The organism is Actinomadura sp. NTSP31 (genome assembly GCF_041951385.1).
Taxonomy (GTDB): domain Bacteria; phylum Actinomycetota; class Actinomycetes; order Streptosporangiales; family Streptosporangiaceae; genus Spirillospora; species Spirillospora napierensis.
The window spans coordinates 216,706-240,316 of sequence record NZ_JBGNUT010000014.1 but is presented as its reverse complement, the minus strand read 5'-3'; the positions used below and the strand labels follow the sequence as shown (position 1 = coordinate 240,316).

General features: G+C 73.4%; 22 protein-coding genes. 17 read left to right on the top strand and 5 right to left on the bottom strand.

The window, feature by feature from the left end:
* Positions 1-98: 98 nt before the first annotated feature.
* Positions 99-341, bottom strand: a complete 243-nt coding sequence (locus ACA514_RS24705) for a hypothetical protein (protein ID WP_375043599.1) — start codon at positions 339-341, stop codon at positions 99-101.
* Positions 342-470: 129 nt separating this feature from the next.
* Entirely contained in the window at positions 471-1,652 is a 1,182-nt protein-coding gene (locus tag ACA514_RS24700; RefSeq protein WP_375043598.1) for a low temperature requirement protein A, read from the bottom strand.
* Positions 1,653-1,882: 230 nt separating this feature from the next.
* Here ACA514_RS24700 and ACA514_RS24695 point away from each other — a divergent pair, with 230 nt between their 5' ends.
* The 16 genes from ACA514_RS24695 (at position 1,883) to ACA514_RS24620 (ending at position 20,224) form a co-directional block, all read left to right on the top strand.
* Complete coding sequence (locus ACA514_RS24695; protein ID WP_375043597.1) at positions 1,883-2,641, top strand: SDR family oxidoreductase; 759 nt, start codon at positions 1,883-1,885, stop codon at positions 2,639-2,641.
* Positions 2,642-2,677: 36 nt separating this feature from the next.
* Entirely contained in the window at positions 2,678-3,112 is a 435-nt protein-coding gene (locus ACA514_RS24690; RefSeq protein ID WP_375043596.1) for a cupin domain-containing protein, read from the top strand.
* Between the two features lie 141 nt (positions 3,113-3,253).
* A complete protein-coding gene (locus ACA514_RS24685) occupies positions 3,254-3,493 on the top strand; it encodes a hypothetical protein (protein ID WP_375043595.1) in 240 nt (79 codons plus the stop codon).
* 36 nt (positions 3,494-3,529) lie between these two features.
* Complete coding sequence (locus ACA514_RS24680; RefSeq protein WP_375043594.1) at positions 3,530-5,353, top strand: ferritin-like domain-containing protein; 1,824 nt, start codon at positions 3,530-3,532, stop codon at positions 5,351-5,353.
* The gene (locus tag ACA514_RS24675) at positions 5,350-6,315 is read left to right on the top strand and encodes an alpha/beta hydrolase (protein WP_375043593.1); all 966 of its coding nucleotides are present in this window, start codon (positions 5,350-5,352) and stop codon (positions 6,313-6,315) included. The genes ACA514_RS24680 and ACA514_RS24675 overlap by 4 nt, the downstream gene beginning before the upstream one ends.
* Positions 6,312-7,034 (top strand): alpha/beta fold hydrolase, encoded by a 723-nt coding sequence (locus ACA514_RS24670; protein ID WP_375043592.1) that lies wholly within the window; start codon positions 6,312-6,314, stop codon positions 7,032-7,034. The genes ACA514_RS24675 and ACA514_RS24670 overlap by 4 nt, the downstream gene beginning before the upstream one ends.
* A gap of 212 nt (positions 7,035-7,246) precedes the next feature.
* The gene (locus tag ACA514_RS24665) at positions 7,247-8,182 is read left to right on the top strand and encodes an RNA polymerase sigma-70 factor (RefSeq protein ID WP_375043591.1); all 936 of its coding nucleotides are present in this window, start codon (positions 7,247-7,249) and stop codon (positions 8,180-8,182) included.
* 112 nt (positions 8,183-8,294) lie between these two features.
* Positions 8,295-9,116, top strand: coding sequence for a hypothetical protein (locus ACA514_RS24660; protein ID WP_375043590.1), 822 nt, complete (start codon positions 8,295-8,297; stop codon positions 9,114-9,116).
* Complete coding sequence (locus ACA514_RS24655) at positions 9,113-9,610, top strand: Ohr family peroxiredoxin (protein ID WP_375043589.1); 498 nt, start codon at positions 9,113-9,115, stop codon at positions 9,608-9,610. The genes ACA514_RS24660 and ACA514_RS24655 overlap by 4 nt, the downstream gene beginning before the upstream one ends.
* Positions 9,611-9,977: 367 nt before the next feature.
* Entirely contained in the window at positions 9,978-11,708 is a 1,731-nt protein-coding gene (locus ACA514_RS24650) for an FAD-binding protein (protein ID WP_375043588.1), read from the top strand.
* Between the two features lie 248 nt (positions 11,709-11,956).
* Complete coding sequence (locus tag ACA514_RS24645; protein WP_375043587.1) at positions 11,957-12,652, top strand: sigma-70 family RNA polymerase sigma factor; 696 nt, start codon at positions 11,957-11,959, stop codon at positions 12,650-12,652.
* A gap of 12 nt (positions 12,653-12,664) precedes the next feature.
* Positions 12,665-12,961: a WhiB family transcriptional regulator gene (locus ACA514_RS24640; RefSeq protein ID WP_375043586.1), complete on the top strand. Its 297-nt coding sequence runs from the start codon at positions 12,665-12,667 to the stop codon at positions 12,959-12,961.
* Between the two features lie 116 nt (positions 12,962-13,077).
* A complete protein-coding gene (locus ACA514_RS24635; RefSeq protein ID WP_375043585.1) occupies positions 13,078-13,506 on the top strand; it encodes an anti-sigma factor antagonist in 429 nt (142 codons plus the stop codon).
* Between the two features lie 169 nt (positions 13,507-13,675).
* On the top strand, positions 13,676-16,453 hold the full coding sequence (locus ACA514_RS24630; RefSeq protein ID WP_375043584.1) for an AAA family ATPase: 2,778 nt from the start codon (positions 13,676-13,678) through the stop codon (positions 16,451-16,453).
* Between the two features lie 61 nt (positions 16,454-16,514).
* Positions 16,515-19,292 carry an AAA family ATPase gene (locus tag ACA514_RS24625; RefSeq protein ID WP_375043583.1) on the top strand — a complete coding sequence of 926 codons (2,778 nt, stop codon included), beginning with the start codon at positions 16,515-16,517 and terminating at the stop codon, positions 19,290-19,292.
* 164 nt (positions 19,293-19,456) lie between these two features.
* Positions 19,457-20,224 carry an SDR family NAD(P)-dependent oxidoreductase gene (locus ACA514_RS24620; RefSeq protein ID WP_375043582.1) on the top strand — a complete coding sequence of 256 codons (768 nt, stop codon included), beginning with the start codon at positions 19,457-19,459 and terminating at the stop codon, positions 20,222-20,224.
* A 34-nt stretch (positions 20,225-20,258) separates the two neighbouring features.
* Here the strand turns inward: ACA514_RS24620 and ACA514_RS24615 are convergent, their stop codons facing one another.
* From ACA514_RS24615 to ACA514_RS24605, 3 genes are read right to left on the bottom strand one after another with little or no spacing between them, the layout of a single operon-like run.
* The gene (locus ACA514_RS24615; protein WP_375043581.1) at positions 20,259-21,026 is read right to left on the bottom strand and encodes an SDR family NAD(P)-dependent oxidoreductase; all 768 of its coding nucleotides are present in this window, start codon (positions 21,024-21,026) and stop codon (positions 20,259-20,261) included.
* 47 nt (positions 21,027-21,073) lie between these two features.
* Entirely contained in the window at positions 21,074-21,484 is a 411-nt protein-coding gene (locus tag ACA514_RS24610; protein ID WP_375043580.1) for a cupin domain-containing protein, read from the bottom strand.
* Positions 21,485-21,512: 28 nt separating this feature from the next.
* Positions 21,513-22,529, bottom strand: a complete 1,017-nt coding sequence (locus ACA514_RS24605; protein WP_375043579.1) for a zinc-dependent alcohol dehydrogenase family protein — start codon at positions 22,527-22,529, stop codon at positions 21,513-21,515.
* 172 nt (positions 22,530-22,701) lie between these two features.
* Between ACA514_RS24605 and ACA514_RS24600 the strand changes: the two genes are divergently transcribed.
* A complete protein-coding gene (locus tag ACA514_RS24600; RefSeq protein ID WP_375043578.1) occupies positions 22,702-23,592 on the top strand; it encodes a helix-turn-helix transcriptional regulator in 891 nt (296 codons plus the stop codon).
* Positions 23,593-23,611: the final 19 nt, after the last annotated feature.

Below are 23,611 nucleotides of genomic sequence, written 5' to 3'. Positions count from 1 at the left end.
GGCCCGAGGCCCGGCCCGCACCCCGCGGCGGACGGCGCCATGTGCTGCTGCAGGGAGACGGCCGGTGCCGATCGGCGCTCGCCGGACGAGACGACGTCTCAGGCGGGCTTGCCCATGTCGATCCACCGCTGGAGCTTCTCCAAGTGCGCCTCGGGCCACGCGCCGTCGCAGGGCATGGATCCGCTCAGCAGGGAACCGATGATGGCATCGGCGTGCTGGGCGACGTCGGCGTGATCGAACAGGTCGAAGTGGGCCAGCATCGCGTTGCGGTCCTTCGCCCGGAACAAGGGCTTGATGTCCTGTTCGAAGCCGAGCTCGGCGCCCTCGTCAGGTGATCGCACGTCTTCCTCCTTCGTGGAACGGATGGTCCGTCCACCAGAAAAGACAGAGCAGCTCCCTCATCAGTGACAGGTTCCGTGCAATTTCTGCCTCAGCTGCATGTGGAAGCTTGGACAGGCGCTCGTCGGACGCTACCTGTGGCCGCGTTCTGGGGAGGTGTCCCCGTTCTGGATGAGGGTGAGGACGGCCATCACGACGCAGATGGCCGTGATCGACGCGACGACCGTGACCACTCCGGTCCGAGCGGCCGCCGGGGGCAGGAGGAGGATGGCGGCGGCCCCGGACAGCACCGGCGCGGGACGCAGGACGGGCGTGCCCAGGATGGGAACGTGGATCGTCCAGAGCAGCAGGACGAACAGCGCGGCCGGGATCGCCACGGCGTAGCAGACGGCGAGCGGTGACGCCTTGAGGTCGTGCGCGGTCTGCTCGACCGCGACATCGAGGCCGGCGCCGAGCGCTGCGAGGCTCGCGAAGATGCCGTAGTGGCCGTAGCCCCACCGGTAGGAGAGGTGACGGCGGTCGCTGAGGCCCGTGCCCACGGGGATGAGGAAGTAGAGCCACCAGAGCGCGAACAGCAGGACGAGGCCGGAACCGGCGATGGCGACGAGCCGGCCGCTGACCTCGGCCTCGTCGAGCGCCCCGGCGACCGCGTTGGACGCGGCGAGGACGCTCTCCCCGAAGAGGATGATCGTGAACAGGCCGTAGCGTTCGGCGATGTGGTGCGGGTGCCAGGTGGTGGGGCCGGCCCGCTCCGCCCACCGCGGCACCGCGAGCTCCAGCAGGGCCAGGGCGATGAAGCACGGGACCTGCGCCGGCGACGGCAGGGCGCCCGCCTCCGCGGCGACGAGCCAGAGGATCCAGCCGGCCTGCGCGACGGAGATGCCGAGGGCGTAGCGCAGCGCGGTGCGGCGGCCCGCCGGGTCCTCGGTGCCGGCCCGCAGCCACTGCACGACGAGGGCGGCGCGCATGACGAGGTAGCCGATCGCGACGGCGCGGTAGTCGGAGTGGCCCGCCGCGGCCGGCACGCCCGCGGCGAGGACCAGGACGCCCGCCATCTGCACCATGGTCAGCAGCCGGTAGGGCACGTCGTCGGTGTCGTACGACGACGCGAACCAGGTGAAGTTCATCCACGCCCACCACACCGCGAAGAAGACCTGGAGGAACGGGACGAGCCCGGACACGGCGCGCCCGTCGGCGATGTGATGGGCGAACTCGGCGGTGACGGCGGCGACCGCGACCACGAACGTGAGATCGAACAGCAGTTCGAGCTGGCTCGAGGCGCGGTGCGGCTCGTCGATCGAGCGCGCGGTCATCCGGATCCGGATCCGGCATACGGCACTTGCTGGCGGCACGGTCTCGCTCCCGTCGTCGCATGGGCCCGTCCTGCTGCGAAGACAGGGCGGCGCCCGCGTTTGTGACGGGCGGGGCCCGATCCGGCCGCTTCCCGGAATCTTTCGCCGGAGCCGTCACAGCCCGGACGGGTGGCCTGTCTTAGCTGGCGACCGGGCGGTGACCGACTGCCCGGCGAACCGGAGGGACTCTCATGAAGATCGTGGTCATCGGCGGTACCGGACTGATCGGCTCGAAGGCCGTGCAGATGCTCCGGCAGCACGGGCACGAGGCGGTGCCGGCGGCGCCGAACACCGGCGTCGACACCTTCACCGGCGAGGGGCTGGCCGAGGTGCTGGAGGGCGCGTCCGTGGTGATCGACGTGTCCAACTCCCCGTCCTTCGAGGACGAGGCGGTGCTGAACTTCTTCACGACCTCGACCGGCAACCTGCTGGCGGCGGAGCAGAAGGCCGGCGTGGGCCACCACGTCGCGCTGACGATCGTGAACACCGACCGGCGGCCCGACATCGGGTACTTCCGGGCGAAGCTGGCGCAGGAGAAGCTGATCGAGGAGTCGCCGATCCCGTTCTCGCTGGTGCACGCGACGCAGTTCTACGAGTTCGGGCGCAGGATCGCCGACGAGGCCGCCGCCGGCGGCGACACGGTGCCGATGCCGCCGGTGCTCTTCCAGCCCATCGCCGGCGAGGAGGTGTCCCGGACGGTCGCCAGGACCGCGGCGGGCGCGCCGCTGAACGGCCGGATCCAGATCGCCGGCCCCGAGGCGTCCGGGATGGACGAGTTCTTCCGCAAGGCGCTGGCCGCGTGGGGCGACCCGCGCAAGGTGGTCACCGACCCGCACGCGCACTACTTCGGCGCCGAGATGCACGAGCGCGACCTCGTCCCGGACGAGGGCGCCGCGACCCTCGGCGAGATCACGTACACCGACTGGCTGGCCGCGAACCCGGTCAAGTGACCACCGTCCGCGCTGACGAGCCGAGGAGGTACGTCCATGTCCGGCTCTGAGTCCGCCGCCGCGCCGAAGCCCCGGTCGACCGTGTGGCAGACCGCGTTCACCACCGTCCAGGAGGTCGAGCCGCCCTTCATCCCGGCCGGTGCGCACGCGATGACCGTGGTCATCGAGTACCCGCCCGGTGATCCCGGCGCGCCGCCGCACCGGCACCCCGGCCCGGCCTTCGGCTATGTGCTGGAGGGCGAGATGCTCATGGAGCTCGAGGGGCAGCCGCCCCGGCCCGTCCCGGCGGGCGAGGCGTTCTGGGAGCCCGGCGGCGACGTCATCCACTACCAGGACGGCAACAACCGCGACGACATACCGGTCCGGTTCGTCGTCACCATGCTCTGCGAGCCGGGCAAGCCGATGCTGGCCCTGGTGGACGATGCGGAGCTCGCCGAGCGGGCGCACCTGCGGGTTCCCGGGGATTCCTGATCGCCGGCGCCACGGCGCCACGGCGCCACGGCGGCCCGGCGGCCCGGCGGCCCGATGGCCCGGCGGCCCGATGGCCCGGCGGCCCGATGGCCCGGCGGCCCGGCCGGGCGGCCATCCGAACGATCCGTGTGTGGAGGTCAGATGAGCACGCCTACCGGCGACGAGTTCGAGATCGAGTTCGAGGCGGAGGTCGAGGCCGAACTGGGCCTGGCCGAGGCGAGCGACCCGGCGAGGGCCGCGGCGCAGCCGGCCTCCGAGTGGCTGTTCGACCCGGCCGAGGCCGAGGCCGAGGAGGTCGGGCTCCGCAACCTCCTCGGCGCGGCCGGGGCGCTGGAGTCCGATCCCCGGCCGTCCGGGGGCCGCCCCGGCGAAGGCACCTGACCTCGCCCATCTCACGACATCCGAAGCGAGACACCCATGAACCACCCGGCTGGGCGGCAGCATGCCCCCGTTCCCTTCCCGTCGACCGGGATCGCCACGATCGACGATCTCCGCGAGCACCTGCAGTGGGCGGTCGAGCTGGAGCACGCGACCCTGCCGCCGTACCTGTGCGCGCTCTACTCGCTCGACCCGGAGCGCAATCCCGAGGCCGCCGAGGCGGTGGCGGGCGTCTTCATCGAGGAGATGCTGCACCTGGCGCTGGCTGCGAACCTGCTCAACGCCGTCGGCGGGAGCCCGCGGCTGGACGCGCCGCAGCTGCTGCCGCCGCACCCCCGGCGGCTGCCGCACGGCGACCCCTCGCTGGAGCTGTCGCTGCTCCCGTTCGGCGACGCGGCGCTCGACATGTTCCTGCGCCTCGAGAAGCCGGCACCGCCCGGCGCCCCCGCCGAGGGCGACCGCTACGAGACGATCGGCCAGTTCTACGAGGCGATCGAGGACGGGTTGCGCGGCCTGACCGACCGGGTCGGTGAGACGGAGGTCTTCACCGGCGACCCCGCCCGCCAGGTCCACGCCGGGCATTTCCAGCACACCGCCGGGCGGATGATCGAGGTCACCGACCTGGCGTCGGCGCTGGCCGCGCTGGAGGAGATCGTCGAGGAGGGCGAGGGCACGTCCCACGGCGCGGTCTGGGACGGCGACCCGGACGTCCACCACCCCGACCGGGACGAGGTCGCCCACTACTACCGCTTCCAGGAGCTCCGGGCCGGCCGCCGCTACCGCCGCGGCGACACCCCGCGGTCCGGGCCGACCGGCGAGCCGCTCGGCGTGGACTTCGCCGGGGTCCTGCCGATGCGGCCCAACCCGAAGATCGCCGACCACGCTCCGGGCAGCGCGATCCGTACCGCCCAGGAGGAGTTCAACCGGACCTACTGCACCCTCCTGCACCTGCTGGAGCAGGCGTTCAACGGCAGCCCGCGGCTGCTCGCGGTCGCCGTCGCCACCATGTACAAGCTCAAGGCGCAGGCCCAGGCGCTGATGCGGACGCCCGACGGCGAGGGCACCACGGCCGGCCCCACCTTCGAGTACGTCCCGCCGGAGGAGCGCGGATTGACCGCCGGCGACGGGCCGCAGCGCATCGACGTGCTCCCCGACGGCCCGTACCTCGTCCAGGGCGGTGTCCCGCTCCGCCGCAAGCGCAAGATCGTCTCCGCCGAGGACAACGCGCTCACCTGGCGGACCGGCGACGCCCTGCCGACCGAGCCCACCTATGCGCTGTGCCGCTGCGGCCATTCGCGGTCCAAGCCGTTCTGCGACGGGACGCACGGCCGGATCGGGTTCGACGGCACCGAGAACGCCGACGTCCGTCCGTACAAGGAGTTGCAGCACATTCACGACGGGGTGGACATCTCCGCGCAGCGCGTCGGTGAACTGTGCATCCATGCCGCGTTCTGCATCGGGCGCACCCGGCCGATCGCGGAGATGCTCGCCGAGACCGGCGACAGCGACGTCCGCTCCAACATCATGGGGCGGATCGAGCACTGCCCCTCCGGCTCCTACAGCTACGCCCTGCGGCGCGGCGGCGAGACGGTCGAGCCCGACCTCCCGCCGGCCATCTCGGTCCTCGAAGAGGAGGACGGCCTGGCCAGCGCGCTGTGGGTGACCGGCGGCGTGCCGGTCCGCCGCGCCGACGGGCGGCCGCTGGAGACCCGCAACCGCATGACCCTGTGCCGTTGCGGGCACTCCTCCGGCAAGCCGCTCTGCGACGGGACCCACCGAAAGATCGACTTCCGCGAGGAAGCGCCGGGCCCGGCACCTCGCGCGGCCGGCACCACCACCACGGAAAAGGGAGGGACACCATGAGCGAGCATGTCCTGGAGCCCGCGGCGCAGGAGTTCGCCGACGCGGCCGCGAAGCCGCCGCTCCTGTACGAGCGCGGAGTCGAAGGCGCCCGGAAACTCCTCGACGACGTCCAGGCCGGCCCGGTCGCCGCGCCCGACGCCGACGAGAAGTGGATCACGGTATCGGCCGGGGTCGGCGACGTCCGGGTCCGCATCGTCAAGCCCGCCGGGACGGCCGGGACCGTCCTGCCGGCCGTGCTGTACGTCCACGGCGGCGGATGGGTCCTCGGCAACGCCGGCACCCACGACCGGCTCGTCCGCGAACTGTCCGCCGGCGTCCGCGCCGCGGTGGTGTTCGTGGAGTACGACCGCTCACCCGAGGCCCGCTACCCGGTCGCGATCGAGCAGGCCTACGCCACGGCGCAGTGGATCACCCGGCACGGCGCGGAGGAGGGCCTCGACCCGTCCCGGCTGGCGGTCGCCGGCGACTCGGTCGGCGGGAACATGACCGCCGCGCTCGCGATCATGGCGAAGCGGCGCGGCGACGTCGCGTTCGTCCACCAGTCGCTCTACTACCCGGTCACGGACGCGGCGCAGGACACCGGCAGCTACCGCGAGTTCGCCGACGGCCCGCACCTCACCGCCAAGGCCATGGCCTGGTTCTGGGACGCCTACACCACCGACCCGGCCGAGCGCGCCGAGATCACCGCCTCGCCGCTGCGCGCCACCCTCGACGATCTGGCCGGCCTGCCGCCCGCCTTCCTCATCGTGGACGAGAACGACGTGCTGCGCGACGAGGGCGAGGCCTACGCCCGCCGCCTCACCGAGGCCGGCGTGCCGACCACCAGCGTTCGCTACAACGGCACCCTCCACGACTTCATGATGCTCAACCCCGTCCGCGACACCCAGGCCTCCCGAGCCGCCACCGCCCAGGCCATCGCGGTCCTCCGGGCCGCACTGAGCACTGGAAGGGACAACGCATGACCACCGAGAAGCCCGTCGTCGTCCTGGTCCACGGAGCGTTCGCCGAATCCGCGAGCTGGAACCGCGTCATCCGGCGCCTCAACGGTCACGGGCTCCGCGCCGTCGCCGTGGCCAACCCGCTGCGCGACCTGGCGGGCGACGCCGCCTACGTGCGCGACGTCGTCGCCGGGATCGGCCGTCCGGTGGTCCTCGTCGGCCACTCCTACGGCGGCATGGTGATCACCGCGGCCGCGGCCGGCGACCCGGCCGTCCGCGCCCTGGTCTACGTCGGCGCCTTCGCCCCCGAGACCGGCGAGAGCGCCCTGCAGCTGTCCGGCAAGTTCGAGGGCAGCACCCTGGGAGCCGCGCTGGCCGCCTACCCGGTCGCCTCCGGCGGCAACGAGTTCCGGATCGACGACGGCAAGTACCACCACCAGTTCTGCGCCGACCTCGACGCCGAGGAGGCCGCCCTCATGGCGGCGACCCAGCGCCCGGTGACCGAGCGGGCGCTGACCGACGCGCTCGAGGTGGGCGAGCCGGCGTGGCGCACCAGGCCGTCGTGGTTCGTGTTCGGCGGCGACGACCGCAACATCCCGGCCGCGGCGATCCGGTTCATGGCCGAACGGGCCTCCGCCCGCGGGACCCGGGAGGTCCCCGGCGCCTCGCACGCCATCGCCGCCTCGCAGCCCGACGCCGTGGCGGCCGCCATCCTCGACGCCGTGGACGGCCGGTCCGGCTGAGACGCGGCGGACGCGTCGCGCGGGCACCGCGGATTCCCGCGGCCCCCGCGATGCGTCCGCGGGATTCGGGGAAGGACCGTCATGGATCTGCGTTCGCTCGACCGCGTGCGCGAAATCATTGGCGTCGCCTGTCACAGAACACGGGCCTCGCCTGTCTGAGCTGTGCGAGGGCGGGTTCGACCGGACCGGCCCGCGATCCGGACGGGGGAATCATGGTGGCGCACGACTCGGAGGCGGTGCACGATCCGGGGGCGGGGAGCGGGCCGAGCGCGGTGCCGGCGGACGATCTCGACCGGGCCGCCGCGGTCTTCGCCGAGGTGCGGCCGCGCCTGTTCGGCATCGCCTACCGGATGCTGGGCAGCGTCGCCGAGGCCGAGGACCTGGTGCAGGACGTCTGGCCGCGCTGGCAGGCCTGTGACCGCGCCGCCGTGGCCGACCCCGCGGCGTTCCTGGCGACGACGGCCACGCGGCTGGCGATCAACGTCCTGCGGTCGGCGCGGGTCCGCCGCGAGACCTACATCGGCCCCTGGTTGCCCGAACCCGTCGACACCGAGGCCGATCCGCACCTCGGCGCGGAACGCGGCGAGGCGCTCAACCTCGCGGTGCTGATGCTGCTGGAGCGGCTGTCGCCGACCGAGCGCGCCGCCTACGTCCTGCGCGAGGCGTTCGACTACCCGTACCCGCAGATCGCGGCCATCGTGCAGGTCGGCGAGGCGGCGGCCCGGCAGCTCGTCAGCCGGGCCCGCAAGCACCTGCGGTCCGAGCGGCGGGCGCCGGTGACCGGGGCCGAGCAGCGCCGGCTGCTGACCGCCTTCGTCGCCGCCGCCCGCGCCGGCGACCTCGCCGCCCTGGAGAAGCTCCTCGCCGCGGACGTGGTCAGCTACTCCGACGGCGGCGGCGCGGTCCGGGCGTCCCGGTTCCCCGTGGTGGGCGCGGACCGGGTCGCCAAGTACGTCAGGGCGTTCGCGGACCGGTTCTGGGACGGCGTCGACGTCCAATGGGCCACCGTCAACGGGCAGGCGGCCGCGCTGCTGCAGCGCGACGGCGAGACCTTCACCGTCCTGACCGTCGATGCCTCCAAGCACGGCATCGGCCCGATCCTGTGGATGATGAACCCCGCCAAGATCGCCGCGGCATCCGCCGCCTGACCGCCGCGCGGGCGACCGGTCACAACGGGAGCCGCCGTCCTGTCTTAACTGGCGACGTCTCAGCCGGCGACGTCCTCGCCGGCGACCGAGCGAAGTGGGGACGAACGTGCGGATGACCGGGCCGGGCGGCACCGTGTCGCTGGCGGAGATGCTCGACGAGCGGCGGCACCTGCTGGACGTCGCCGAGTGGATGTTCGGCCCGGACGCCGCCGACCGGGTCGTCCACGAGACGTACCGCCGCTGGTACGCGCTCGACGACGGTGAACGCGCGGGCATCGCGGTGCCCCGGGCGTGGCTGACACGGGTGGCGGGCGGCATCTGCCTGGACCTCCTCGCCAGTGGCCGTGGCGGTGGTGGCCGTGACGGTGGTGGTGGCGGCCGTGGTGACGGTGGCCGTGGCGGTGGTGGCGGTGTGGCGGGGCGCGGGGAAGCGGCCCGCGGTCCCGGGACCGCGATCGATGCCGTCACCGCCTGGCTGCGGCGCCACCCTCAGCGGGACGACTCCGGCGAGGCGCTGCTCGCGCGGCACGACCGTGTGGTCCGCCGGCTCGCCGCAGCCTGCGGCACCGGCGACACGGCGGCGCTGAAGACCGTCCTGGCCGGCGACGCGATGGTGGTCGGCGACGGCGGCGGCAAGGTCCGCGCCCCGGCCCACCCGACGCACGGCGCGGACGCGGTCGCCGACTTCATGACGGCCCTGCTGGCCGGCAGGCCGCGCACCGTCGTGACCGTCCGGTCCGTCAACGGCCGCAGCGGACTCGTCCTGCACCGGACGGGCCGCGCCGTCGCGGTGGTGAACGTGAGCACCGCGGGCACGATGGTCACCGCCGTCTGGATCACGTTGAACCCCGACAAGCTGCGGCGATGGCACCTCCCCGAGCGCGACGCGCCACCGGCCGCCTCGGGCCCCGGACGGGATGGGGGAGGCCGGTGAGCGCCCCGATCCCGGTGCCGGAGCCGTCCCCGGACGACGACTACGACGGCGCCGCGTTCCAACCGATCTACACCGCCCAGGTCACCGTGAGCGGCGGCGCCTCCGCCCACGGGCGCGCGACCGGCCGGGCCCGCTCCCGCGACGGCGCCCTCGACCTGGAACTGCGCGCACCCCGGGAACTGGGCGGCGACGCGGCGGGCCCCAACCCCGAGCAGCTCTTCGCGACCGCCGCCGCCGCGTGCCTGCACGGCACCCTCGCCCTGCTGGCCCGGCGGCACGCGCTCGACCCCGTGCCGATCACGGTCGACGCGTCCGTGGCCGTCGGCCGCGATCCCGCCGACGGCGGGTATCTCCTGCAAACCGAGTTGCTCGTGAAATGGCCCGGGGCCGACAGCGCGACGGCCGCCCGGCTGCTGGCGAAGGCCGCCGAACTCTGCCCCTACGTGAAAATGCTCTGCCACGGAGCTCCGGCGACGATCCGTCTCGCGCCCTGAAAGAACTGCGTGCTCGCCCGTTACGGCGACACGAAGAACGGGCTGACCAGTCGGCGGGGAGGCAACGCGCGACGTCCCGCGGGCAGGCGACCGGTACGTGATGTACGGGAATGGCTGTACGCCAAGCACAGCAGACCCCCGGAGGCGGTGGCTCCGGGGCATCCGGTGCGACGCAGGGGTCAGCCAGACAGACGTCTCCTCACCAGGGAAGACGCCCGGGGCCCAGGGAATCGGCCAGTGCAGGTCCCTGGTCCCTGCCCGCGCCCGGCCCGGCGAAGGTGATCTAGCGGCCGAACGACCGGGCCGCATCCGGCCGCAGGCGCCGCACGGGCCGCTGCCGGTCCACACCACGCAAGGAGATACGAGCATGGACGGTTCTGAACGGCGACTCGCGGCGCCGGTCCTGGTGATCGGGACCGGAGGCGCGGGGTTGCGGGCGGCGATCGAGCTCGCCGAGCGGGGCGTCGGCGTGCTGGCGGTCGGCAAGCGCCCGAAGGCCGATGCGCACACCACGCTCGCCGCCGGCGGCGTGAACGCGGCGCTGGCGACGATGGACCCGCGCGACACCTGGCAGCAGCACGCCGCCGACACCCTCCAGGAGAGCTATCTGCTGGCCGATCCGGAGACGGTGCGGATCGTGACCCAGGGCGCGGCCCGGGGCATCGACGATCTGGTGCGGTACGGGATGCCGTTCGCCCGGGAGGCCGACGGGCGGATCTCGCAGCGGTTCTTCGGCGCGCACACCTGGCGGCGCACCGCCTTCAGCGGTGACTACACCGGCCTGGAGATCCAGCGTGCGCTGGTGCGGCGGACGGCCGAACTCGACGTCCCGATCCTGGACACCGTCTACATCACCCGGCTGCTGGTGCGCGACAACGCGGTGTTCGGCGCCTACGGGTTCGACTTGAACGACGGCACCCGCTACGTCATCCACGCCGACGCCGTGGTCCTGGCGACCGGTGGGCACACGCGGATCTGGCGGCGGACGTCCTCGCGCCGGGACGAGAACACCGGCGACTCCTTCCGCCTGGCGGTGCTGGCCGGTGCCCGGGTCCGCGACGCCGAGCTCGTGCAGTTCCACCCGTCGGGGCTGCTGTCGCCCGAGGACGCGGCCGGGACGCTGGTATCGGAGGCGGCGCGCGGTGAGGGCGGCAAGCTGCTGAACGCTCTGGGTGAGCGGTTCATGGCCCGCTACGACCCGGAGCGGATGGAGCTGTCGACCCGCGACCGGGTGGCGCTGGCCGCCTACACCGAGATCAAGGAAGGGCGAGGGACCCCGAACGGCGGGGTCTGGCTGGACGTGTCGCACCTGCCCCGCGAGACGATCATGACCAGGTTGCCGCGCGTCCACCAGACCCTCCTCGAACTGCAGATGCTCGACATCACCCAGGACCCGATCGAGATCGCCCCCACCGCGCATTACTCGATGGGCGGGGTGCATGTGCGGGCGGAGGATCACGGCACCGACGTCGACGGGCTTTATGCGGTCGGCGAGGCCGCCAGCGGCCTGCACGGCGCCAACCGGCTCGGCGGCAACTCCCTCATCGAACTGCTGGTCTACGGCCGGATCGTCGGTGAGGCGGCCGCCGCCTACTCGGCCGGCCTCCAGGCGCAGCGCCGATGCGCGGACGCGGTCACGGCGGCCCGGCGGGAGGTCGACGCGCTGCTGTCCTGTGACGGGCCGGAGAACGTGCGGGCTTTGCAGCGTGCCGTCCGCGACGTCATGACCGAGCACTGCGGCGTCGTCCGCGACGAGGAGGGCCTCCGCACCGGCATGACCGAGCTGGACGCCATCGAGGCGCGGATCGGCGACATCGGCGTCCATCCCGACAACGCCGGCTACCAGGACCTCGTGCACGCCTTCGATCTGAAGTCGACCGTCCTGGCCTCCCGCGCCACGCTCGAGGCGGCCCTCGAACGCCGCGAGACGCGCGGCTGCCACAACCGCTCCGACCATCCGGAAACCGACAGCTCCATGCGGGTCAACCTGGTGTGGTCGGGGCCCGGCAAGATCGAACGCGAGCCCCTGCCGCCGATCCCCGCCGAGATCGCCGTGCTCATGCGCGAGGTCTCCGCCACCGGCAAGCTCGTCGAATAGCGATAGCGAGAGGGCCTGAACACGGGCCGAGTCCCTGGTACCGCACCAGGGACTCGGCCCGTGTCGCGCTACGGGACGCCCTCACTGCCCGGTGACCGGGTGCCGCATGCCCAGGGGGCGGGTGCCGCCCCGGTGGGTCGGCCAGGGGATCACCCTGGTGCCTCTCCGTACCTGGCCCGGCGAGGGTGATCGGTATCGGCCGGAACCGACATCCACGCCGTGCAGCAGGACGGAAAGGACGACCGCTCATGACCAAACAGGGACCCGAGTCGCCGGAGGGCACGCTCGAACACGCCGTCTCGGTCTTCACACGGACACGCCCGCGCCTGTTCGGCATCGCCTACCGGATGCTCGGCAGCGCCACCGAAGCCGAGGACGTCCTCCAGGACACCTGGCTGCGCTGGCAGGGCGCCGACCGTCCGGCCATCGCGAACCCGGCGGCCTTCCTGGCCCTGATCACCACGCGGCTGGCCATCAACATCGCCAAGTCCGCCCGCTCGCAGCGGGAGACCTACATCGGTCCCTGGCTGCCCGAGCCCGTCGACACCGACACCGATCCCGCCCTCGAAGCCGAACGGGGCGAGGCGCTCGAACTCGCGCTCCTGCTGCTGCTCCAGAGGCTCACCCCGACCGAACGGGCCGCCTACATCCTGCGCGAGGCCTTCGACTACCCCTACCCCCAGATCGCGGAGATCCTGCAGGCCAGCCCGGCCGGCACCCGCCAGCTCGTGAGCCGCGCCCGCAAGCACCTGACCGCGACGCGGCGCGAGCCGATCGACAAGGGCGAGCACCGCCGCCTCGTGGAGGTCTTCCTCAGCGCCGCGCAGACCGGGAACACCGCGGCCCTCGAAGACCTCTTCGCGGCCGATGCCGCCGGCCCGTCCAACAGCCGCGGCAGGGGCGCGGCGCGGTCGGCCGTCCTGCACGGCGACCGTGTCGCGTGACCCGGACCCGCCATGATGAGCTTGCACTGGGAGGAGACGGCGTCGTGCCGTTCCCTCGATCCCGACCTGTTCTTCCCGGTGGCCGGGGAGCCCGTCTACACGACACAGATCGCGGCGATCCGCCGGGTCTGCGCCGCCTGCCCCGCCGCGAGCCGCTGCCTGGAATGGGCCCTGACCACGGGTGAGCCGGACGGCATCTGGGCCGGCACCACTCCGGACGAGCGCCGCCGCATCCGGGCGGCCCGGAGAACCTCCCGTCCCGCCACCGAGACCGCTCACCCCCGAACCCACGAGGCCGGTGCCGCATGACCCGTCCGCCCGGCGAGGAAATGGCCCTGGCAGAACCACCGAACGGGAGAACCATGAGAAACAGATCGATTTCGCCGCGCCCACGCGCTGGCGGCCAAGGCGCGCGACCGGACGAATTGCAGATCAACCACCGCGTCCTGCTGGACCGCGTCACGCTGGTCGCCATCGCCGGCGAGATCGACATCGCCACCGTGCCGCAACTGCGCGCCTACTGCGATCGGCACGCCCGGCCCGACCGCGGACGGCACCTCGTCCTCGACCTGACCGAGGTGACCTTCCTGGACTCCAGCGGCGTCAAGGTCCTGGTGGACGCCCACCTGGCGGCCGGCCGGCACGGCACGACGGTGCGGGTCGCCGCCCCGTCCCCGCTGGTCACCCGCCTCTTCGACGTGCTGCGGCTGGGCGACCACATCCCCGTCCACACCACGGTGCAGCAGGCGCTGGCCGCCGTCCTGGTCGCGCCGGACCGGTCACGGGCCCCGCGGCGGACCACCCTGCCGGATGGGAGGCCGGGCGAGGCCGTCGGCAAGTGCACGGCCGGGTGAGCTGCGCCATCGGCTTCGCCCATGAGGTCGGCGGGCTCTCACCTCACCTGTCGATGAGGACGCTGCATCTGGGATCATTGAACTATTGCGGGCGCTCTCTGCGGGTCACGATGAGGGTGTCCCGTTAGGCGGTCGACCGGGTCCCGGGCGCGCGACGAAGGCGGTAGCGGTGGATCAACGGAAGCGCGGCGCGGGCCACGGGGAGGGCGTCGCGTTGCTCGGGCGGGGGCCCGAGCGCGCCGTCGTCGACCAGACGCTCGCGGCCGTCGACACGGGTGAGAGCCGCGTGCTGGTGGTGCACGGCGCGCCGGGCGTCGGGAAGTCGGTGCTGCTGGAGTACGCCGAGAACGCGGCGACGGGCATGCGCGTGCTGCGCGCGGTCGGCGTCGAGTCGGAGATGGAGCTGCCGTTCGCCACGCTGCATCAGTTGTGCGCGCCGCTGCTGGACCGGCTGCCCCGCCTTCCCGCGCCGCAGCGCGCCGCGCTCGAGACGGTGTTCGGGATGCGGGAGGAGGCGCCGCCCGAGCGGTTCCTGGTCGGGCTGGCGGTGCTCAGCCTCCTGTCGGACGCGTCGGAGGAACGTCCGCTGCTCTGCCTGGTCGACGACGCCCAGTGGGTGGACCAGGCGTCGTTGCAGGTCCTCGGCTTCGTGGCCCGGCGGCTGCTGGCGGAGTCGGTCGTCCTCCTCTTCGGCGCACGGGAGCGCTCCCAGAATCTGCTCGGGCTCCCCGACCTGGAGGTCACCGGCCTCCGGGACGCCGACGCCCACACCTTGCTGAACTCGGTCACCTATGGCCGTCTCGACCAGCACGTCCGCAACCGGATCGTCACCGAGACCCGGGGCAATCCGCTGGCCCTGCTGGAGCTGCCGCGCGGGCTGACCGTCACCCAGATGGCGGGCGGGTTCGGTCTCCTGCGCGCGGACACGCTGCCGGGCCGGATCGAGCAGAGCTTCCTGTCCCGGATCGGCCGCCTGCCCGAGCAGGCCCGGCTGCTCCTGCTGATCGCCGCGGCCGAGCCGGTCGGCGACCCCACCCTGGTCTGGGGCGCCGCCGGACGGCTCGGCGCGACTCCGGAGGAGGCGCTCGCCGACGGCACGCGGGAATGGCTGTCACTGGACGCCCGCGTGACGTTCCGCCATCCGCTCGTGCGTTCGGCCGTGTACAGGTCGGCGTCGAAGGAGGATCGCCGGGCGGTGCATCTGGCGCTGGCGGAGGTCACCGACCCGAAGGCCGACCCGGACCGCCGCGCCTGGCACCTGGCGGCCGCCGCGGCCGCCCCGGACGAGTCCGTCGCCGCGGAACTGGAACGGTCCGCCGACCGGGCGCAGGCGCGCGGAGGGCTGGCCGCCGCCGCGGCGTTCCTGCAGCGATGCGTCGCGTTGACCGTCGACTCGTCGCGGCGCGCCGAGCGCGCGGCGGCCGCGGCCGACGCCACCCTCCAGGCGGGCGACCTCGACGCCGCGCGCCGGTTCGCCGACCTCGCCGACCGCAACGCCCAGAACGAGTTCCAGCGCGTTCGGGCGCACCTGGTCAGGAGCCGGATCACGTTCGCGGCCGGCCTCAACCAGGAGGCGCCGCCCCTGCTGCTCACGGCCGCGCAGCGGCTCGAGCCCTTCGACGGGGACCTCGCGCGCGAGACCTACCTGCTCGCGTGGGGCGCCGCGGCGCTGATCGCCGCGCACTCCGACAGCCTCATGGCGATCTCGGAGGCGATGAAGGCGCTGCCGGCTCCGGCCGGCACCCCGCACGCCCTCGACCTCGTGCTCGAAGGCTATGCGCTGCTCGTCACCGAGAGCCGGGCCGCCGCCGTCCCCGTCCTGCGGCGGGCGCTGGCCGCGCTCGAGGACCTGCCGGTCCGCGAGGTCCTGAAATGGGCGTGGGTGGCCAACGGCGTCAGCGCCGCCGTCTGGGACGACCAGGCCATGCGCGTCCTCGTCGGCCGGGTCGTCGAGGGCGTGCGCGCCGCCGGCGCCCTGACCGAGCTCCCGTTCTGCCTGACCTCGCTCGGGATAGCCATCGCCTGGACCGGGGACTTCACCGCCGCCGCCTCGATCGTCGCGGAGATCGAGGACGTCTCCGCGGCGACCGGGGTGCCCATCGCGCCGCACGTCGAGCTGCGGCTGAACGCCCTGCGCGGCCGGGAGGCCGAGGCCGAGGCGCTGATCGCCGCCACGATCGAGGAGGCCGGCGCCGGCGGTCAGCTGATGGGCGTCACGGTCGCCCAGTGGGCGGCCGCGGTGCTCTACAACGGTCTCGGCCGCTACCAGCAGGCGCTGGTGGCGGCCCAGGTCTGCACCCGGATGGCGGAGCTGTGGGTGTCGGTCTGGGCGCTGCCCGAACTGGTCGAGGCGGCCGTGCGCGCAGGCGAGGACGGCGTCGCGCGCACCGCGCTCGAAGACCTGGCGGACGCGGCGGAGTCGTCCGGCACGGACTGGGCGCTCGGCGTGCTCGCCCGCTCCCGGGCACTGCTGAGCGAGGGGGCGGCCGCGGAGGAACTGCACCGCGAGGCGATCGAGCGGCTCGGCCGCACGGAGCTGCGTCCGGAGCTCGCGCGCGCCCATCTGCTGTACGGCGAGTGGCTGCGCCGGAGGCGGCAGCGGATCGAGGCGCGGGACCGGTTGCGCACCGCCTACGAGATGTTCACGTCGATCGGGATGGAGGCGTTCGCCGAGCGGGCCCACCGCGAACTGCTCGCCACGGGCGAGAGCGTCCGCAGGCAGGCGGTCGAGGCCGCGTCCGGCGAGGAGCTGACGCCGCAGGAGCGGCAGATCGCGCTGCTCGTGCGGGAGGGCCTGTCCAACCCGGAGATCGGCACCCGGCTCTTCCTCAGCCCGCGCACGGTCGAGTGGCACCTGCGCAAGGTCTTCGGCAAGCTCTCGATCACCTCGCGCAGGCAACTGCGCGATGTCCTTCCGCCCAGCGAGCACGCTCTCCCCCAGGGATGACGGAGAAGGCACATAATTGGACACGAAACAGCATTTACCGCGATAAAGGGCGGGGTGGCGGGTGGGGGCACGTGCAGACGGGGCTGGGCACGCGGAGGATTCCGGGCTGCTCGGGCGGGGGCCGCAGTGCGCCTTCCTCGATGAGATGATCGCGGCCGTCCGCACGGGACAGAGCCGCGTGCTGGTGGTCCACGGCGCGCCGGGCGCCGGGAAGTCGGCGCTGCTGGAGTACGCGGAGAACGCGGCGACGGACATGCAGGTGCTGCGGGCGGGCGGCGTCGAATCCGAGATGGAGCTGGCCTACGCCACCCTGCACCAGTTGTGCGCGCCGTTGCTGGACCGGCTGGAGCACCTTCCCGCGCCGCAGCGCCACGCGCTCGAGACGGTGTTCGGGACGCGGGCGGGACCCCCGCCGGAACGCTTCCTGGTCGGGCTGGCGGTGCTCGGCCTGCTGTCCGCCGCCTCGGAGAAGAGCCCCCTGCTGTGCGTGGTCGACGACGCGCAGTGGACGGACCGGTCCTCCGCGCAGGTCCTCGGCTTCGTCGCCCGCCGGCTGCTGGCCGAGTCGGTCGCCCTCGTCTTCGGCGCCCGGCAGCTGCCCCAGGACCTGCTCGGGCTTCCGGAACTGGAGGTCACCGGGCTGAACGACGCCGACGCCCACGCACTGCTGGACTCGGTGACGCCCGTCCGGCTCGACCGGTACATCCGCGAACGGTTCGTGGCCGAGGCCCAGGGGAACCCGCTCGCCCTGCTGGAGCTGCCGCGCGGGCTGACCGTGACCCAGATGGCGGGCGGGTTCGGCCTGCCGCACGCCGACACGCTGCCGGGCCGGATCGAGCAGAGCTTCATGACCCGGATCGAGGAGCTGCCCGAGCAGACCCGGCTGCTCCTGCTGATCGCCGCCGCCGAGCCGACCGGCGACCCGTCCCTGGTGTGGCACGCCGCCGAACGGCTCGGCGTCTCCCCGGCGGCGGCCCTGGCGAGCGGGACGGACGGGCTGCTGCTGTTCGACACGCGCGTCGTCTTCCGCCACCCGCTCGTCCGCTCCGCCGTGTACAGGTCGGCGGAGCAGAAGGACCGCCGGGCGGTGCACCTGGCGCTGGCGGAGGTCACCGACCCGGAGGCCGACCCGGACCGCCGCGCCTGGCATCTGGCGGCCGCGACGACCATGCCCGACGCGACCGTCGCCGCGGAACTGGAACGGTCCGCCGGCCGGGCCCGGGCGCGCGGCGGCCTGGCCACCGCGGCGGCCTTCCTGCAGCGGTCCGTGGCGCTGACCGCCGACGCCTCGCAGCGGGCCGACCGCGCCCTGGCGGCCGCCGAGGCGAGCCTGTACGCGGGCGACCTCGACGCCGGCCGGAACCTCGCCGACATCGCCGACCGGGACGCCCAGAGCGAGTACCAGCGCGTGCGCGCCCACCTCGTCCGCAGCCACATCACCTTCGCGGCCGGCTTCGACAACGAGGCGCCGCCCATGCTCCTCGCGGCCGCGCAGCGGCTGGAACCCTTCGACATGGCGCTGGCGCGGGAGACCTACCTCGTCGCCTGGGGAAGCGCGTCGTACGGGGCCGCGAACCGGGACAGTCTCATGGCGATCTCCCGGGCGGCCAGGAGGCTTCCCGCCCCCGAAGGGGCCCCGAGCGCGGTCGATCTCGCGCTCGAGGGCTGCGCACTGCTCATCACCGACGGCCGGAGCGCCGCGCTCCCCGCGCTGCGCAGGGCGATGCAGGCGCTCTTCGATGCTCCCGTGCAGGACCTCATGAAATGGAGCTGGGTCGCCGGCGGCCTGACCGGGCTCGCCTGGGACGACCGGCGGATGGCCGAGTGGCCGGTCCGGGTCGTCGAGGCGGTGCGCGCGGCCGGCGCCCTGTCCGAGCTGCCGATCTACCTTCACGGGCTGGGGGTGCCGGCCTCGCTGGCCGGCGACTTCGCCGCCGCGGCCGCGATCGCCGCGGAGGCCGACACCGCCACCGCCGCGACGGGCGTGCCCATGACCCAGCACACGCGGCTTCTGCTGACGGCGATGCGGGGCAGGGCGGCCGAGGCCGGGACGCTGATCGCCGCCACGATCGAGGAGGCCGGTGCCGCCGGCCAGCTGAACGGTGTCGCGTCCGCGCACTGGGCGGCCGCGATCCTGCACAACGGCCTCGCCAGTCCCGAACGGGCGCTGGCGGCGGCGCAGGCCACCATCGGGAGCGCCAACATGCTCGTCTCCCAATGGGCGCTGCCCGAGCTCGTGGAGGCGGCGGCACGCGCCGGGGACGACGGGGCCGCTCGCGGGGCGCTCGAAGACCTCGCGGACGCGGCGGAACCGTGCGACACGGACTGGGCACAGGGAATCCTGACCCGCTGCCGGGCCCTGATGAGCGACGCCGCCGCCGCGGACGACCTCTACCGGGAGGCGATCGACCGGCTGGGCCGCACGCTCCTGCGCCCCGAACTGGCGCGCGCGCACCTGCTGTACGGCGAGTGGCTGCGCCGGGAACGCCGGCGGGACGAGGCGCGGGACCGGTTGCGCACCGCCTACGAGATGTTCGCGTCGATCGGGATGGAGGCGTTCGCGGAGCGGGCCCGGCGCGAACTCCTCGCCGCCGGCGAGATGGTCCGCAAACGCAAGGACGAGACCCCGGCGGGCGCGGAGCTGACGCCGCAGGAACTGCAGATCGCCCTTCTCGCGCGGGACGGCCTGTCCAACCCGGAGGTCGGGTCCCGTCTCTTCCTGAGTCCCCGCACCGTCGAGTGGCACCTCCGCAAGGTGTTCGCCAAGCTCGGGATCAGCTCCCGCAAGCAGCTCGCCGACGCCCTGCCGAGCGGGGAGTCCCGCCCGGAGCCGGGCTGACCGCCGCTCCCTGGTCCCGGCCGACCAGGGAGACACCCTGGTGCGCCCCCGTGGCATCACCCGCGAGGCTGGCCGTGTCGGCGATCCCGCCGGACGCAGCCCGGGAACGCCTGGACCCCTCGGTCACCGCGCCTCCCTTGATCGCGGAACGGAATGAGGCAGCCATGTCCGAACAGCCGCTGGACGGAGCCGTCGCGCTCGTCACGGGCGCCAGCAGCGGAATCGGCGCCGCGACCGCGCGCCGCCTCGCCCGGGAGGGCGCGGCGGTCGTCCTGGTCGCGCGCCGCCGCGACCGCCTGGACCAGGTCGCGAGCGACATTGCGGGCTCGGGCGGGCACGCCGTCGCGGTGCCGGCCGACATCACCGACCCCGAACGCGCCGAGGGCGCCGTGCAGGAGACGATGGACCGGCTGGGGCGCCTGGACATCCTGGTCAACAACGCCGGGATCATGCTGCTCAGCTCGGCGCTGCACACGACCGTCGAGGAGTGGGACCGGATGGTCTCGCTCAACGTGGCGGCGCTGCTGCACATCACGCACGCCGCCGTCCCGCACCTGATCTACGCGGCGTCGACATCGCCGCGGCAGGTGGCGGACCTGGTGAACATGGGCGCGGCGGCGGGGCGGGCCGCCCGGCCGGGGAGCAGCGTCTACAGCCTGACCAAGTCCGGTCTGAGCGCGTTCACCGAATCGCTCCGCCAGGAACTGGTCGGCGAACGGGTCCGGGTCAGCCTGGTGGAGCCCGGCACCGTCGACACCGAACTGGTGGACCATCTGAACGAGACCGTCCGGGACGCGTCCCGCCGGCGGATCGCCGGCATCGAGGCGCTGCGGCCGGAGGACATCGCGGACGCCATCGGCTACATCGTCACGCGGGAGCGGCGGGTCGCCGTCACCCAGATGCTGGTCCGCGCCGGCGAGCAGTCATGGTGACCGCGACCTGCCCCTCCGCACCGGCTCCGCCGGGTCATTGGGCGGTGTAGCCGCCGTCGACGGGGAGCGCGATGCCGGTGACGTAACCGGCGCCTGGGCTGCACAGCCACAGCACGGCCTGGGCGATCTCCTCGGCGGTGCCGAGCCGCTGGATGGCCTGGCCCGCTTCGGCTTGGCCGCGGTCGAGTTCTCCGCCTGCGACCATGGCGTCGACCATGGGAGTGCTGATGGTGCCGGGGCAGACCGCGTTGATGCGGATGCCGCGCGGCCCGTACTCCAGGGCGGCGCTCCTGGTCAGGCCGATGACGCCGTGCTTGGAGGCGTGGTAGGCGGCGCGGCCGGGGTTGCCGACCAGGCCGCCGAGGGAGGAGCAGTTGACGATCGCTCCGCTGCCCTGGACGCGCATGTGGCGCAGTTGGTGCTTCATGCTCGCCCAGATGCCGCGCAGGTTGACGGCGTTGACGCGGTCGAACTGGTCGGCGTCCTCATCGGCGGCGTCGGTGGGCGGCGCCATGATGCCGGCGTTGTTGTAGGCCATGTCGAGCCGTCCGAAGGCCGCCACGGTGCCGTCGACGGCGGCGGCGACCTGGTCTTCGTCGGTGACGTCGCAGGACAGCGCGAGAGCCTGGTGTCCGGCGTCGGTGAGTTCCTGCGCAGCCCGCTCGACGGCGTTGCCGTCGATGTCGGCGAGGCCGACGGCGGCACCGGAGGCGGCGAACGCGCGTGCGGCCGCCAGGCCCATGCCGGAGGAGGCGCCGGTGACGAAGGCGACCTGACCGGTGAAATCGTAGGTGGGGTTCATTCGCCTCTCCTCGGGGAGCGGGCCGGCGGCGTGGGACGCCGCGCGGATCAGGCGGTGTCCGGGGCGGCGGCGTACTCCTCGTCGGTGACGGGGTTCAGCCAGTGCACGACGTCGTGGTCGGCGTCGCCCTCGTTGATGGCCAGGTGGACCATCAGCCGGTTCGGTGCGGCGCCGTGCCAGTGCTCCTCGCCGGCCTCGAACAGCACGCGGTCACCGGGCCGGATGACCTCGACCGGCCCGCCCCGGCGCTGGCACAGGCCGATCCCCTCGGTGACGAAGACGGTCTGGCCCAGCGGGTGGCGGTGCCAATGGGTGCGTGCCCCCGGCATGAAGTGCACCAGGCTGGCGGTGACCCGGGACGGGGCGGGCGCGGCGGCGACGGCGTCGATGTAGACGTCGCCGGTGAACCAGTCCGCCGGGCCCTTGACGGTGTCGATCGAGCTCCGCGTGATCTCCATGGTCGCTCCTCTCCTGTGAGCGTGGTGGTCAGGGCTTCAGGAGGGTCTTGATGGCGCGGCGCTCGTCCATGGCCTTGTAGCCCTCGGCGACCTGGTCCAGGGGAAGGGTGAGGTCGAAGACCTTGCCCGGGTCGATGGCGCCGGTCAGGACGCGGTCGATCAGGTCGGGCAGGTACCGCCGTACGGGGGCGGGGCCGCCGCGCAGGCCGACGTGGGAGAAGAACAGCTCCTGCCCGTCGAGCGCCACGTCGTGGGGGACGCCGACGAAGCCGACGTTGCCGCCCGGCCGCGCCGAGTGCAGGGCCTGCCGCATCGCCTCGGCGGTGCCGACGCACTCCAGCACGCTGTCGGCGCCGATCCCGCCGGTCAGCTCCTTGATCCGGGCCACGCCCTCCTCGCCGCGCTCGGTGACGATGTCGGTCGCGCCGAACGCGCGGGCCAGCTTCTGCCGGGGCTCGTGCCGGGACATGGCGATGATCCGTCCAGCGCCCATCTCCCTGGCCGCGATCACCGCGCACAGGCCGACGGCGCCGTCCCCGACGACCACGGCGGTGGAGCCGGGCCCGACCTCGGCGGCGTCGGCGGCCCACCAGCCGGTGCCCAGCACGTCGGAGACGGCCAGCAGACCCGGCCAGAACTCCTCACCGGGTACGCCGTCGGTGGCCACGAGCGTGCCCTGGGCGTTGGGGATGCGGACGTAGTCGGCCTGGCAGGTGCTCATGAACTCGCGGTTCAGGCAGTTCGACGGGAAGCCGTTGCGGCAGTTGGCGCAGGTGTTGTCCGAGGTCGCGAACGACCCGACGACGAACTGGCCCGGCTTCACCGCGGTCACCTGCGAGCCGACCTCCTCCACGAAGCCGACGTACTCGTGCCCCATCGGATGCGCCGCATCGGTCGGCTCCGTACCGCGGTAGGGCCACAGGTCCGAGCCGCACACGCAGGTCACCGCGGTGCGGATGATCGCGTCGGTGGGGTGGAGGATCTTCGGGTCGTCCAGGGTCTCCAAACGGATGTCGCCGGGGGCGTGGATCACTGTTCCGCGCATGAGGAAATTCCTTTACGTGTTCGATAGGGGCGCGCCGGCAGGTGCCTGGCCGTGCCGGTCGCGCATGGCACGCTGTCCAGATAACCGCTGGTGGGCGCGCGTAACCAGTCACCAGCGAAGGGTGTACCGGCAGTACATCCCTACGGCCGCTTCCGGCACGTAACGTCGAGGTGTGGACAACCATGAGGAAGTCCGCGAGTTCCTGACCTCGCGGCGCGCGAAGATCACCCCGGAGCAGGCCGGGCTGCCGTCCGGGTCCCGGCGGCGGGTACCGGGGCTGCGCCGCAGCGAGGTCGCGGCTCTGGCCGACATGAGCGTCGAGTACTACGCCAAGCTCGAACGCGGCAACCTCGCCGGCGTCTCGCCGGCCGTCCTGGAGGCCCTCGCCCGCGCCCTGCGGCTCGACGACGCCGAACGCGCCCATCTGCTGAACCTGGCCCAGGCCGCCGACGGCACCGACGTGCTCACCCGGCCCCGCCGCCGGCGCACCAAGGACCAGTGGAAACCGCACCGCAGCCTGCAATGGGTCCTGGACGCCGTCACCGCCGGGCCGGCGTTCGTCCGCAACGGCCGCATGGACGTCCTCGCCGCCAACCAGCTCGCCCGCGCCTTCTACACCGACGTCTACGCCACCCCCGGCAACCAGGCGAACCTGGCCCGCTTCAACTTCCTCGACCCCGTCTCCCGCCGCTTCTACCCCGACTGGGACCAGGCCGCCGACATCGCGGTCGCGATCCTGCGCACCGAAGCCGGCCGCAACCCGCACGACAAGGACCTGCACGACCTCGTCGGCGAGCTCTGCACCCGCAGCGACGAGTTCCGCACCCGCTGGGGCGCCCACAACGTCCGCCAGCACGGCACCGGCACCAAACGCTTCCACCACCACGTCGTCGGCGACCTCACCCTCGCCTACGAGGGCCTGGAGATGGCCGCCGAACCCGGCCTCACCCTCACCATCTACACCGCCGAGCCCGGGTCCCCCTCCGAGGAGGGCCTGCGCCTGCTCGCCTCCTGGGCCGCCACCCCTCAGACGCCTTTACCCGCACCGCACTCCGGCAGCTGACGACCCCGCCGCGCGCTGC